A 14,283-nucleotide genomic window follows, 5' to 3' on the forward strand; every position below is an offset into this window, starting at 1 on the left:
AAATGCTGAACGATCAGGATCGCATCTTTACCAATATCTACGGCCTTCGCGACAAGTCGCTGAAGGGCGCCATGAGCCGCGGCCACTGGGACGGCACCAAACAGATCCTCGAAAAGGGTCGTGATTGGATCATCAACGAAATGAAAGCCTCCGGCCTGCGCGGTCGTGGTGGCGCCGGCTTCCCTACCGGGCTGAAATGGTCGTTCATGCCGAAGGAAAACGACGGCCGTCCGCACTATCTGGTCGTCAACGCCGACGAATCGGAGCCGGGCACGTGCAAGGACCGCGATATCCTGCGCCACGATCCGCATACACTGATCGAAGGCTGCGTCATTGCCTCCTTCGCCATGGGCGCCAACTACGCCTACATCTATGTGCGCGGCGAATACATCCGCGAGCGCGAGGCGCTTCAGGCGGCGATCGACGAGTGCTATGATGCCGGCCTGCTCGGCAAGAACAACAAGCTCGGCTACGACATTGACATCATCGTCCATCACGGCGCCGGCGCCTACATCTGTGGCGAGGAAACGGCGCTGCTCGAAAGCCTAGAGGGCAAGAAGGGCCAGCCGCGCCTGAAGCCGCCATTCCCGGCCAATATGGGCCTTTACGGCTGCCCGACGACGGTCAACAACGTCGAGTCTATTGCCGTTGCACCGACCATCCTGCGTCGTGGCGCTGCATGGTTCTCCGGCATCGGCCGTCCGAACAATGTCGGAACCAAGCTGTTCATGCTGTCCGGTCACGTCAACAAGCCCGTCACCGTCGAAGAAAGCATGGGGATCACCTTCCGGGAACTCGTCGAAAAGCATGGCGGTGGCATTCGTGGCGGGTGGGACAATCTACTGGCCGTCATTCCAGGCGGCGCATCCTGCCCGATCGTTCCGGCCAAGGACATGATCGACGGCATCATGGATTTCGACGGTATGCGCGCTGCGGGTTCGTCCTTCGGCACCGGCGCCTCGATCGTCATGGACAAGTCCACCGATGTCATCAGGGCAATCGCCCGCATCTCGGCCTTCTTCAAGCACGAGAGCTGCGGCCAGTGCACGCCGTGCCGCGAAGGTACCGGCTGGATGTGGCGGGTGCTTGAGCGCATGGCGAAGGGCAACGCCCAGAAGCGCGAGATCGACATGCTGCTGCAGGTCACCAAACAGATCGAAGGCCACACGATCTGCGCACTTGGCGACGCGGCATCATGGCCCGTGCAGGGCCTGATCCGGCATTTCCGTCCCGAGATTGAAAAGCGTATCGATCAGTACAGTGCCAACGCGCTGGACCACGGCGCCGTACTCGAGGCTGCCGAATAGGAATAACGGCAAGGCGACGCACCGGGATGCGCCGTCTGCCGAATGCGGCGGAGGCAGCGAAAGCGGCGCCGCGACGAGATGCGACAGATACGCGGTTGACCCGGGCAACTGTCGGTAGAATGAAGGAAGCAGCCGTGTTGCGGATCGTCTCCGTTGATTCGGATGCTTGGGGGCAGGGGGCGACCAAGCGGTGGTCTCTATAGACGGAATGCTAGGCAATTGCATCGCGCGCGGCTTCTCGGTCGTTTGAAGGCGAGGCTTTTGCGGTCATGAATTTGTTGCGGCCGGGTCCGGCGGCAAATGCGAAACAGGACTGAGTGGACGATGGCAAAACTGAAGATTGACGGCAAAGAGATCGAAGTCCCGGATCACTACACGCTCATCCAGGCGTGCGAGGAAGCCGGCGCCGAAGTTCCGCGCTTCTGTTTCCATGAACGCCTGTCGGTTGCCGGCAACTGCCGCATGTGCCTGATCGAGGTCAAGGGCGGACCGCCGAAGCCGCAGGCTTCCTGCGCCATGGGCGTGCGCGATATCAGAGGCGGCCCGAACGGCGAACTGCCGGAAATCTTCACCAACACGCCGATGGTCAAGAAGGCCCGCGAAGGCGTGATGGAATTCCTGCTCATCAACCATCCGCTGGATTGCCCCATCTGCGACCAGGGTGGCGAATGCGACCTGCAGGACCAGGCCATGGCCTTCGGCATCGACTCGTCGCGCTACCGTGAAGACAAGCGTGCGGTCGAGGACAAGTACATCGGCCCGCTGGTCAAGACCGTGATGAACCGCTGCATCCATTGCACGCGCTGCGTCCGCTTCACTACCGAAGTCGGCGGCATCTCCGAGCTCGGCCTGATCGGCCGTGGCGAGGATGCAGAAATCACCACCTATCTCGAGCAGGCAATGACCTCCGAGCTGCAGGGAAATGTCGTCGACCTCTGCCCGGTCGGCGCGCTGACATCTAAGCCATTCGCCTTCACAGCCCGCCCCTGGGAGCTCAACAAGACCGAGTCGATCGACGTCATGGACGCGCTGGGTTCGGCCATCCGCGTCGATACCCGTGGTCGCGAAGTGATGCGTATCCTGCCGCGTACCAACGATGCGATCAACGAGGAGTGGATCTCCGACAAGAGCCGCTACATCTGGGACGGACTGAAGACCCAGCGTCTCGACAAGCCCTATGTCCGCCGCGACGGTCGCCTGCAGGTGGCCACATGGGCGGAAGCCTTTGCCGCCATCAAGTCGGCAGTCGCCTCCACGTCGGGCGACAAGATCGGCGCAATCGCCGGCGATCTCGCCTCGGTCGAGGAAATGTACGCCCTTTCCGAACTGATGAAGGCGCTCGGGTCTGAAAACCTTGACTGTCGCCAGGATGGTGCGGCATTCGATCCGTCGCTCGGTCGGGCCAGCTACGTTTTCAATCCGACCATCGAGGGTATCGAGGCGGCAGACGCGCTGCTCATCGTCGGCGCCAACCCGCGGTACGAGGCCGCTGTCCTCAACGCGCGTATCCGCAAGCGCTGGCGTCGAGGCAAGTTCCCGATCGGCGTGATCGGTGAAGGCGGCGAGATGCGTTACAAGTACGATTATCTCGGTGCAGGTCCGGATACGCTGCTGGACGTCGTCAACGGCGGCCACGATTTTGCAGAGATCCTGAAGAATGCCGAACGCCCGATGATCATCGTCGGGTCCGGCGCGTTCATCCGCGAAGATGCAGCTGACATCGTTGCCAACGTTGCCAAGCTTGCCGTCGGAGTTGGTGCAGTCACCGAGGGCTGGAACGGGCTTGCCGTTCTGCACACGGTTGCCTCCCGCGTCGGTGGGCTCGATCTCGGCTTCGTTCCGGGGGAGAAGGGTGTCAATGCGGCTGCCATGCTGACGGCTATGGACGTGCTCTTCCTCCTCGGCGCCGACGAGATGGATTTCTCGGCCAAGACTGCGAAATTCACCGTCTACATCGGGTCGCATGGCGACCAGGGTGCCCAGACCGCAGACGTCATCCTGCCCGGCGCGACCTATACCGAGAAGTCGGGCATCTGGGTCAACACCGAGGGTCGTGTCCAGATGGGCAACCGCGCCGGTTTCGCACCGGGCGATGCGCGCGAGGACTGGGCGATCCTACGGGCTCTCTCCGACGTGCTCGGAAAGAAGCTGCCATTTGATTCGCTGAGCCAGTTGCGGTCAAAACTCTACGCTGCATTCCCGCATTTCGCTGACATCGACGAGATCGCCGTGGCTGACAGTGCCAGAATTGTCGCTTTGTCGAAGAAAGCCGGGAAGATGGGCAAATCCGCGTTTGCGTCGCCGATCAAAGACTTCTATTTGACGAACCCGATAGCGCGAGCTTCCGCTGTTATGGCGGAGTGCTCGGCATTGGCCCGCAACAACTTCCAGGCTGCGGCAGAGTAAGGGTAGGGGACGATGGACTCATTCTTCATGGCCTACGTCTGGCCGACGATCATCATGGTTGGACAGTCGCTCCTGCTGCTCGTCTGCCTGCTGGTGTTCATCGCCTTCATCCTGCTTGCCGACCGCAAGATCTGGGCCGCAGTGCAGCTGCGTCGCGGCCCGAACGTCGTCGGTCCCTTCGGTCTGTTCCAGTCCTTTGCCGACCTCTTGAAGTTCATGTTCAAAGAACCGCTGATCCCGGCCGGTGCCAACAAGGGCGTCTTCCTGCTGGCGCCGCTGGTCTCGGTGACGCTGGCGCTGATGACCTGGGCGGTCATTCCGCTGGCCAACGGCTGGGTCATCGCGAACATCAACGTCGGCATCCTCTACATCCTGGCGATCTCGTCGCTTGAGGTCTATGCCATCATCATGGCCGGATGGGGATCGAACTCGAAATATCCGTTCCTCGGCGCGCTGCGTTCTGCCGCACAGATGGTTTCCTACGAAGTCTCGATAGGTCTCGTAATCGTTACGGTGCTTCTGTGCGTGGGTTCGCTCAATCTGTCCGACATCGTGCTGTCGCAGAAGATCGGCCTCGGCACCAAGATCGGCCTGCCATCTTCCTTCCTCGACTGGCATTGGCTGTCGCTCTTCCCGATGTTCATCATCTTCTTCATCTCGGCTTTGGCAGAGACGAACCGTCCTCCCTTCGACCTCCCGGAAGCGGAGTCGGAGCTGGTTGCCGGCTACATGGTCGAGTACGGCTCGTCGATGTACATGATGTTCATGCTGGCCGAATATTGCGCCATCGTCATGATGTGTTCGCTGACGACCATCCTGTTCCTGGGGGGCTGGCTGCCTCCGCTCGACGTCTGGTTCCTTAACTGGGTTCCGGGCATCATCTGGTTCCTGATCAAGTCCAGCCTGGTGTTCTTCATGTTCGCCATGGTCAAGGCCTTCGTTCCGCGCTACCGCTACGACCAGCTCATGCGCCTCGGCTGGAAGGTATTCCTCCCACTGTCGCTTGCCATGGTCGTCATCGTCGCATTCGTCCTGAAGCTGACGGGATGGGCATGATCATGCTCGTCTCGCTTTCATGCAGATTTGGAGTTTAAAATGGCCGGATTATCCAATGCCATCGGCTCGCTGTTTCTGAAGGAGTTCGCCGGCGCCTTCCTGCTGACGATGCGCTATTTCTTCAAGCAAAAGGCGACCATCAACTATCCCTTCGAAAAGGGACCTGTAAGCCCGCGCTTTCGGGGCGAGCATGCGTTGCGCCGCTATCCGAACGGCGAAGAGCGCTGCATCGCCTGCAAGCTGTGCGAAGCGATCTGTCCGGCGCAGGCGATCACCATCGAGGCTGGCCCGCGCCGCAACGACGGAACCCGTCGCACCGTCCGTTATGACATTGACATGGTGAAGTGCATTTATTGCGGCTTCTGCCAGGAAGCCTGCCCGGTCGACGCCATCGTCGAGGGACCGAATTTCGAATTTGCCACGGAAACCCGCGAAGAACTGTATTTCGACAAGCAGCGGCTTCTGGATAACGGCGATCGCTGGGAGCGCGAAATCGCTCGCAACATCGCAATCGACTCGCCCTATCGCTGAGCCGTTGCGCCTGAATATGCCATGACGGCCGGCGGCACTTTTCGCCATCGCCATGGTTCAAGATAGACCGGGGCTTCGCGTCATTGTTGCGAAGCCGGATCGGGCCGGGAGTTTTCTCCCGATTGCCCGGGGGAAGATGAAAAAGGCACCAACATGGGTCTGCAGGCTCTATTTTTCTATCTGTTCGCCTTCATCGCGGTTGCGTCGGCGTTCATGGTCATTTCGGCGCGGAACCCGGTTCATTCGGTCCTGTTCCTCATCCTGACATTCTTCAACGCCGCCGGCCTGTTCCTGCTTCTGGGTGCCGAGTTCCTGGCGATGATCCTGCTGGTCGTTTATGTCGGCGCCGTGGCGGTGTTGTTCCTTTTCGTCGTCATGATGCTCGACGTCGACTTTGCGGAGCTGCGCTCCGGGCTTTTGAGCTACGCGCCCATCGGTGCGATCATCGGGATCATCCTCGCTGCCGAACTGATTGTCGTGGTCGGCGGCAGTGTAATCTCGCCTGAGATCGCCAAGACCGTGGCGATGCCGATCCCCGATATTGCCACTCGCACCAACACCGCAGCGCTCGGCGACGTCCTCTATACCAACTACGTCTTCTTCTTCGAGATCGCCGGCCTCGTGCTGCTTGTGTCGATGATCGGCGCCATCGTGCTGACGCTGCGCCATCGGGTGAACATCAAGCGCCAGGATATTTCCAAACAGGTTGCCCGGACGCCGGCGACTGCCGTCGAGGTAGTTTCCGTCAAGCCCGGGCAGGGCATCTGAGCTGAGACGCGGGGATAAAGGAACAACACTATGGTCATCGGTCTTTCCCACTACCTGACGGTCAGCGCCATCCTCTTCGTGCTCGGCGTCTTCGGCATCTTTCTGAACCGCAAGAACGTCATCATCATCCTGATGTCGATCGAGCTGATCCTGCTTGCGGTCAACATCAACATGGTTGCCTTCTCGTCCTTCCTGAACGACATCGTCGGCCAGGTTTTCGCGCTGTTCATCCTGACGGTCGCGGCTGCGGAAGCGGCCATTGGCCTTGCAATTCTGGTGGTCTTCTACAGAAACCGCGGCTCCATCGCCGTGGAAGACGTCAATGTGATGAAGGGCTGATCGCGCTATGTTGTTGTATAAGGCAATCGTCTTTCTTCCCCTGATCGGTGCCCTGATCGTCGGCTATTTCGGCCGGCAGATGGGCGCCAAGGCGTCGGAATATCTCACATCCGGCCTGATGGTTATCGTCGCCGTCCTGTCGTGGATCGTCTTCTTCCAGGTTGCCCTCGGCACCCAGGAAACGCTCGTCGTCGACCTGTTCCGCTGGATGCAGTCCGGTCGCTTCGATGTCTCCTGGCAGTTGCGCATCGACACGCTGACCGCCGTCATGTTCGTCGTCGTCAACACCGTCTCGACGCTCGTGCACATCTACTCGATCGGCTACATGCACGACGATCCCCATCGCCCGCGTTTCTTCGCCTATCTGTCGCTGTTCACCTTCATGATGCTCATGCTGGTGACCGCCAACAATCTGCTGCAGCTGTTCTTCGGTTGGGAGGGCGTCGGCCTTGCATCCTACCTGCTGATCGGCTTCTGGTTCCAGAAGCCGTCCGCCAATGCCGCCGCCATCAAGGCGTTCGTTGTCAACCGCGTCGGCGACTTCGGCTTCCTGCTCGGCATCGCTGGCATCTTCGTGCTCTTCGGCTCCGTCAGCTTCGACGTCATCTTCTCGAATGCCCAGTCGTTTGCAGCCGGCGAACGCGCCAACGAAACCGTCATGACTTTCCTCGGTATGCATCTCGACCGCTCGAACGCGCTGACGGCCGTATGCCTGTTGTTGTTCATGGGTGCCATGGGCAAGTCCGCGCAGTTCCTGCTCCACACCTGGCTGCCTGATGCCATGGAAGGCCCGACACCGGTGTCGGCGCTGATCCATGCCGCCACCATGGTGACGGCTGGTGTGTTCCTCGTTGCCCGCATGTCTCCGCTGTTCGAACTGTCGCCACATGCGCTGATCGTCGTCACCACCGTCGGTGCCATCACGGCCTTCTTTGCCGCGACCGTCGGTCTGGTGCAGAACGACATCAAGCGTGTGATTGCCTATTCGACCTGTTCGCAGCTCGGCTACATGTTCGTGGCGCTCGGCGTCGGCGCCTACGGACCGGCAATCTTCCACCTCTTCACCCACGCCTTCTTCAAGGCGCTGTTGTTCCTCTGCGCCGGCTCTGTCATCCATTCGGTCGGCGGCGAGCAGGACATGCGCAAGATGGGCGGTCTTCGCCCGCATATCCAGAAGACATTCTGGATGATGATCGTTGGCACGCTGGCGATTACCGGCTTCGGCATTCCGTTCACCTCGATCGGCTTTGCAGGCTTCTTCTCCAAGGATGCCATCATAGAAGCCTCCTTCGCCTCGAACAGCCCGGTTGCAGGCTTCGCCTTCACCCTGCTGGTCATCGCGGCGCTGTTCACCAGCTTCTACTCCTGGCGCTTGATCTTCCTCACCTTCTTCGGCAAGCCGCGCGCCTCGCACGAGGTCATGCACCATGTCCATGAATCTCCGAACGTCATGCTGGTGCCGCTCTATGTGCTCGGTCTCGGCGCACTCGCAGCCGGTTTCGTTTTCCACAGCGAATTCGTCGGCGAAGGCTTCGAGCACTTCTGGAAGGGCGCCCTGTTCATGTCGCCGACCAACCATATCCTCGAGGAGATGGAACATCTGCCAACGTGGGTCGAGCTCAGCCCGTTCATCGCCATGGTGATCGGTTTCGTGCTGGCATGGTACATGTACATCAAGTCGCCCGAGACGCCGAAGGCGCTGGCACGCCAGCAGCGTGTGCTCTACGAATTCCTGCTCAACAAGTGGTATTTCGACGAACTCTATGACTTCCTGTTCGTCCGGTCCTCCAAGGCGCTCGGCCGCTTCCTGTGGCACGGCATCGACGAGGGCACGATCGATCGGTTCGGCCCGAACGGTGTTGCCGCCCGCGTCGTCGACCTTGCCAATCAGGTCGTTCGCCTGCAGACCGGCTACCTCTACCACTACGCCTTCGCGATGCTGCTCGGCGTTGCAGCCCTCGTTACCTGGATGATGCTCGGGAGTTCTATCTGATGACCGATTGGCCAATTCTTTCCACGGTCATTTTCCTGCCGCTGGTCGGCTGCCTGCTGTTGTTGTTCATGCGTGACGACACACCCGCCGGCCGCCAGAACATTATGATCATTTCGCTGGTGACGACGCTCGTCACCTTCCTGGTGTCGATATTCGTCTGGGTCGGCTTCGACAACGGCAATGCCGGCTTCCAGATGGTCGAGAAATACAACTGGCTTGCCCGCGGCATCTCCTATCATGTCGGCGTCGACGGCATCTCCATGCTGTTCATTGTGCTATCGACATTCCTGATGCCGTTCGGCGTGCTGACTTCATGGAATGCGATCACCTATCGCGTCCGCGACTACATGATCGCCTTCCTGGTGCTCGAAACGGTCATCCTCGGCGTGTTCGCGTCGCTCGATATCGTGCTGTTCTACGTGTTCTTCGAGGCCAGCCTAATCCCGATGTTCCTGATCATCGGCGTATGGGGCGGACCACGACGTATCTACGCCTCGTTCAAGTTCTTCCTCTACACGCTGCTCGGCTCGATCTTCATGCTGGTGGCGATCATCGTCGTCTATAACGAGGTCGGCTCCACCGCCATTCCGGACATCCTTGCCCATCACTATCCGGAGCGAATGCAGTTCTGGCTATGGCTGGCTTTCTTCGTTTCATTCGCTGTGAAAGTGCCGATGTGGCCGTTTCACACCTGGCTTCCCGACGCACACGTCGAGGCACCGACCGCAGGCTCGGTCGACCTTGCGGCGCTGCTTTTGAAGTTCGGCGGTTACGGCTTCCTGCGCTTCTCGCTGCCGATGTTCCCCGACGCGTCCGCCTATTTCGCTCCGATGATGATGGTGCTCTCGGTCATCGCCATCATCTACGCGTCCTACGTGGCCCTGATGCAGACGGACATCAAGAAGATGATCGCCTATTCTTCGGTCGCCCACATGGGCTACGTGACGATGGGTATCTTCGCGGTCAACCAGCAGGGCATACACGGTGCTCTGTTCCAGATGCTTTCCCATGGTCTGATTTCCGGCGCGCTGTTCCTCTGCGTCGGCGTCATCTATGAGCGCATGCACACCCGCGACATCACGGCCTATGGCGGCATCGTCGGTACCATGCCGAAATACGCGGTGGCGTTCATGTTCTTCACCATGGCCAATGTCGGCTTGCCCGGAACATCCGGCTTTGTCGGCGAACTTCTCACGACGATCGGCATCTTTCGAGTCAGCACTTGGACGGCATTCTTCGCCGCCACGGGCGTCATCCTGTCGGCATCCTATATGCTCTGGCTCTATCGCCGGATGATCTTCGGTCCGATCACCAACCCGAAGATCAAGGATCTGCTCGACATCTCGATCCGCGAAAAATTCATTGTCTATCCGATGATCATCGTAACGCTGTTCTTCGGCATCTATCCGGAGCCTGTCTTTGACGTCTCGGCTGCGTCGGTCGACTTGCTGATACATAACTATAATGCAGCGCTGCACGTCACGCCGCTTGCCCCACAGCCGAAGTAAGAACGGGACGTTTGGACATGATCGCGGAAACAATTTCAGCTAGTCTTTATCTCTCCGTCCCGGAGATCATCCTTGCCGTCGGCGCGTTGGTGCTGCTGATGGTTGGCGTGTTCGCAGGTGAACGTTCGGGGAGGCTGGTCACCGGACTTGCCATTCTGGTTCTCATCGCCGCGGCATTGTGGATCCTGTTTGTCCAGGGCACCGGCTCGGCCTATGGCGGTGCCTACGTCGCCGATGGCTACGCCCGCTTCATGAAGATCACGGCCCTGGTGGGCTCGGGCGTTGCCATGTTCATGGTGATGGGCGAGGGCGGCGACGAGCAGCTCGACCGCTTCGAATATCCGGTCCTGCTTCTGCTGGCGACACTTGGCATCGTCCTGATGATCTCGGCCCACGACCTGATTTCGCTTTACCTGTCACTCGAACTTCAGTCGCTGGCGCTTTACGTCGTCTGCGCCATCAATCGTGACAGCCTGCGTTCTACGGAAGCCGGCCTCAAATATTTCGTGCTCGGCGCCCTGTCGTCCGGCATGCTGCTCTACGGCATGTCGCTGGTCTACGGCTTCACCGGCCACACCACCTTCGACGGCATCGCCACGGCGCTGGCCGGCGGACGCTCGCTGGGGTTGGTGTTCGGCCTCGTCTTCGTGATCGCCGGTCTCGCCTTCAAGATCTCGGCCGTGCCGTTTCATATGTGGACGCCCGATGTTTACGAAGGTGCACCCACCGGCGTCACCGCCTTTCTTTCGGGCGCGCCCAAGGTCGCGGCCATGGCGCTGCTGGTGCGTATCACCACCACCGCTTTCCACCCCATCATCGGCGACTGGCAGCAGATCATCATCTTCGTCGCAATCGCCTCTATGCTGCTCGGCTCCTTTGCCGCTGTCGGCCAGCCCAACATCAAGCGGCTGATGGCCTATTCGTCGATCGCCAACATGGGCTATGCGCTGGTCGGCCTTGCCGCCGCAAATGCGCACGGCGTGTCGAGCGTGATGATGTATATGCTGATCTACATGATCATGACGCTTGGCGCCTTCGCTTGCATCATGGCTATGCGCCTGAAGGACGGAACACGCGTCGAGAAGGTCAGCGATCTCGCCGGCCTGTCGGTGACCAATCCTTTCATGGCATTCGTGCTGACGATCCAGATGTTCTCCATGGCCGGCATTCCGCCCATGGCTGGCTTCTTTGCCAAGTATTTCGTCTTCACGGCAGCCGTCGAAGCTAAACTCTATGCCTTGTCGGTTATCGGCCTGATGGCTTCTGTCGTCGGCGCCTACTACTATCTGCGCGTCGTTCGCGTCATGTGGTTCGATAAGGCGACCGTTGAGTTTGCGCGTGTTCCCGGCACGTTGCGCATCGTCTTCGGTGCTTCATGCATCTTCGTGCTCGCCTATGCCTTCTTCGGCGGCGCGCTTGGCACGGCGGCAGACGTCGCGGCCACGACGCTGTTTTGACGGCGGCGGATACAGGACGTCGGCGGGAGGTCGACTATCGGCACGTGGCGCTTGGCGAGACGATCTCTACCAACAGCGAGTGCTTGTCGCGGGCACGGGCCGGCGACAGCGGCAATCTCTGGGTCACGGCTTCAAGGCAGACAGGTGGGCGCGGGCGTCGTGGCCGTGCCTGGGTGTCCGAGCCGGGCAATCTCTACTCTTCGCTTTTGCTTATCGATCTCGCGCCGATGGAGCGGATCGGATCGCTTCCTCTCGCCGTTGCGGTTGCCGTGCAGGAGGCGGTGCGGTCGGTGATTCCAGCCGGCGGTAACCCGGTCGAAGTCAAATGGCCAAACGATGTCCTGATCGGCCGTAAGAAGACCAGCGGTATTCTGATCGAAGGCGAGGCGCTGTCGGACGGCCGCTACGCACTTGTGATAGGCATCGGCATAAATGTTGCGGTCATGCCCGACAACCCGCTATACCCGGTGACTTCGCTTGCCGAGCAAGGCGCTGCGGTTTCGCCTGAAGAGTTGTTTGCGTACCTCTATTCGGCGATGGCAGGCGCTTTGAAGGAATGGAACGGCGGCCACGGTGTGGCTGAGACGGTAGCGCGCTGGCGAAAGGTCGCCTGCGGCATCGGCGAGAAGATAACGGTAAACCTGCCTGACCGGTCGATTTCCGGCCATTTCGCAGGGATAGATGATAGTGGCTTGCTCAAGCTCGATACCGGCGATGGCCGGCTGATGACGATCGCCGCAGGCGACGTCTTTTTCGGATAATGGATTAAAGAACAGAATGGCTAATCAAGACGAACTGGTGTTCCTGCCGCTGGGCGGCGTTGGCGAGATCGGCATGAATCTCGCGCTCTACGGCTACGGCCCCAAGGACCATCGTCAATGGATCATGGTAGATTGCGGCGTGACTTTCCCCGGTCCGGACCTGCCGGGCGTCGATCTCGTGCTGCCCGACATCCGGTTTCTCGCCAAGGAACGCAAGAACCTCAAGGCGATCATCATCACTCACGCACATGAGGACCATTACGGCGCCCTCAACGACCTGTGGCCTGGTCTGAATGTCCCTGTCTATGCCTCCGGTTTCACCGCCGGCCTGCTGGAAGCCAAGCGCAACTACGAGCGCAACACCATGGGCCAGATCCCGATCACGCCGTTCAAGGCCGGCGACCGCGTGAATATCGGTCCGTTCGAGGTCGAGGCTATCGGCGTGAACCATTCCATTCCCGAGCCGATGTCGCTGGTCATCCGCACGCCGCTCGGCAATGTTGTCCACACTGGCGACTGGAAGATCGATCACGAGCCGTCGCTTGGACCTTTCACCGATGAAGCCCGCTTCCGCCAGGTTGGCGACGAGGGCGTTCTGGCGCTGCTCTGCGATTCCACCAACGCCATGCGCGACGGCGTTTCGCCATCTGAAAAATCCGTGTCCGAAAGTCTCGGCAGGATCATCGCCAGCGCCGAAGGCCGGGTGGCGATCACCACCTTCTCCTCGAACGTCGGCCGTATCCGCACCGTCGCCCAGGCTGCGGAAGCAGCCGGACGCGAGATCCTGTTACTTGGTTCGTCGCTGAAGCGCGTCGTGGAAGTTGCCCGCGACAACGGCCTGATGGAGGGCATCAAGCCGTTCATCGCCGAAGACGAGTACGGCTACATCCCGCGCGACAAGGTCGTCATCATCCTGACCGGTAGTCAGGGCGAGCAGCGCGCAGCGCTCGCCAAGCTTTCCCGTGACGAGATGCGCAACGTCGCGCTGTCGTCCGGCGACATCGTGGTGTTTTCGTCGCGTGCCATTCCCGGCAACGAAAAGGCTATTGGCGATATCAAGAACGGCCTGATCGAGCAGGGCATCCAGATCATCACCGACAACGATGCCCTCGTGCATGTCTCCGGCCATCCCCGCCGCAACGAATTGCAGCAGATGTACCAGTGGGTTCGCCCGCAGGTGCTGGTGCCTGTGCATGGCGAGGCCGCCCATCTCGTCGCCCAGAAGTTGCTCGGCGAGCAGTCCGGCATTCCGCTTGTGCCGAAGGTTCGCAACGGCGACATCCTGCGCCTGGCGCCAGGTCCCGTCGAAGTCATCGGCGAAGCGCCGCACGGCCGTATCTTCAAGGACGGCACGCTGATCGGCGACTATGATGAAATGGGCATCGGCGACCGCAAGAAGCTCTCCTTCGTCGGCCATGTCACCATCAACGTCCTGCTCGACAGCAAGCTGGACATCGTCGGAGATCCTGACCTCGTTGCCATCGGGCTGCCGCAGTTCGACGTCGAGGGCGAGGAGATGGAGGACACGCTGTTCGACGCGGTCGTCAGCGCCATCGAAAGCATTCCGCGCGCTCGCCGCAAGGATATCGCCATGCTGCAGGAAGCGGTACGCCGCGCCGTTCGCTCGACAGCCAACGCGGTCTGGGGAAAGAAGCCGATCGTCACCGTCTTCATGAACAAGATCTGAGGCATCACAGACGGAGGCAGCCATGCTCGGGCGGGTCAATCATATTGCGATCGCCGTCCCCGACCTGGCTGCCGCTGTCGCCGTCTACCGCGACACCCTGGGGGCGGCAGTGTCTCAGCCGCAGGCGCTCGCCGACCACGGCGTGACAGTCGTTTTCGTGGAACTCCCCAATACCAAGATCGAATTGCTGGAGCCGCTCGGTGCCGGCTCGCCGCTTTCGGCATTTCTTGCCCGAAATCCGGACGGCGGCATGCATCATGTCTGCTACGAGGTGGACGACATCATCGTCGCCCGCGACCGGATGCTTGCCTGCGGGGCGAGGGTGCTTGGCGACGGTCAGCCTAAGATAGGCGCACATGGCAAGCCGGTGTTCTTCCTCCATCCCAAGGATTTCTTGGGCACGCTGATCGAGCTCGAACAGATCTGACAAGAAGCACACGGCAGTGCTTGGCGCCGCCTCGCGTTGCCCC

At 60.4% G+C, this 14,283-nt stretch carries 12 protein-coding genes; all 12 read left to right on the plus strand.

The window, feature by feature from the left end:
• Positions 1-2: 2 nt before the first annotated feature.
• The 12 genes from nuoF (at position 3) to mce (ending at position 14,240) form a co-directional block, all read left to right on the plus strand.
• Complete coding sequence (gene nuoF / locus PR017_RS05000; RefSeq protein ID WP_111220578.1) at positions 3-1,307, plus strand: NADH-quinone oxidoreductase subunit NuoF; 1,305 nt, start codon at positions 3-5, stop codon at positions 1,305-1,307.
• Positions 1,308-1,631: 324 nt separating this feature from the next.
• On the plus strand, positions 1,632-3,713 hold the full coding sequence (nuoG, locus tag PR017_RS05005; RefSeq protein WP_111220579.1) for an NADH-quinone oxidoreductase subunit NuoG: 2,082 nt from the start codon (positions 1,632-1,634) through the stop codon (positions 3,711-3,713).
• 12 nt (positions 3,714-3,725) lie between these two features.
• Complete coding sequence (nuoH, locus tag PR017_RS05010) at positions 3,726-4,769, plus strand: NADH-quinone oxidoreductase subunit NuoH (RefSeq protein ID WP_111220580.1); 1,044 nt, start codon at positions 3,726-3,728, stop codon at positions 4,767-4,769.
• 39 nt (positions 4,770-4,808) lie between these two features.
• The gene (nuoI, locus tag PR017_RS05015; protein WP_111220581.1) at positions 4,809-5,300 is read left to right on the plus strand and encodes an NADH-quinone oxidoreductase subunit NuoI; all 492 of its coding nucleotides are present in this window, start codon (positions 4,809-4,811) and stop codon (positions 5,298-5,300) included.
• A 153-nt stretch (positions 5,301-5,453) separates the two neighbouring features.
• Positions 5,454-6,068: an NADH-quinone oxidoreductase subunit J gene (locus PR017_RS05020; RefSeq protein ID WP_111220582.1), complete on the plus strand. Its 615-nt coding sequence runs from the start codon at positions 5,454-5,456 to the stop codon at positions 6,066-6,068.
• Between the two features lie 30 nt (positions 6,069-6,098).
• On the plus strand, positions 6,099-6,407 hold the full coding sequence (nuoK, locus tag PR017_RS05025) for an NADH-quinone oxidoreductase subunit NuoK (RefSeq protein WP_004122490.1): 309 nt from the start codon (positions 6,099-6,101) through the stop codon (positions 6,405-6,407).
• Positions 6,408-6,414: 7 nt separating this feature from the next.
• Entirely contained in the window at positions 6,415-8,400 is a 1,986-nt protein-coding gene (nuoL, locus tag PR017_RS05030) for an NADH-quinone oxidoreductase subunit L (RefSeq protein ID WP_111220583.1), read from the plus strand.
• A complete protein-coding gene (locus PR017_RS05035; RefSeq protein ID WP_111220584.1) occupies positions 8,400-9,908 on the plus strand; it encodes an NADH-quinone oxidoreductase subunit M in 1,509 nt (502 codons plus the stop codon). Before nuoL ends, PR017_RS05035 begins: the two co-directional genes overlap by 1 nt.
• 17 nt (positions 9,909-9,925) lie before the next feature.
• On the plus strand, positions 9,926-11,365 hold the full coding sequence (gene nuoN / locus PR017_RS05040; protein ID WP_111220585.1) for an NADH-quinone oxidoreductase subunit NuoN: 1,440 nt from the start codon (positions 9,926-9,928) through the stop codon (positions 11,363-11,365).
• Complete coding sequence (locus tag PR017_RS05045) at positions 11,362-12,126, plus strand: biotin--[acetyl-CoA-carboxylase] ligase (protein WP_240539000.1); 765 nt, start codon at positions 11,362-11,364, stop codon at positions 12,124-12,126. The genes nuoN and PR017_RS05045 overlap by 4 nt, the downstream gene beginning before the upstream one ends.
• A 16-nt stretch (positions 12,127-12,142) precedes the next feature.
• Positions 12,143-13,813, plus strand: coding sequence for a ribonuclease J (locus tag PR017_RS05050; RefSeq protein ID WP_111220587.1), 1,671 nt, complete (start codon positions 12,143-12,145; stop codon positions 13,811-13,813).
• Positions 13,814-13,835: 22 nt separating this feature from the next.
• Positions 13,836-14,240, plus strand: coding sequence for a methylmalonyl-CoA epimerase (gene mce / locus PR017_RS05055; protein WP_111220588.1), 405 nt, complete (start codon positions 13,836-13,838; stop codon positions 14,238-14,240).
• Positions 14,241-14,283 lie beyond the last annotated feature (43 nt).

It is taken from the genome of Rhizobium tumorigenes (assembly GCF_003240565.2).
GTDB lineage: Bacteria > Pseudomonadota > Alphaproteobacteria > Rhizobiales > Rhizobiaceae > Rhizobium > Rhizobium tumorigenes.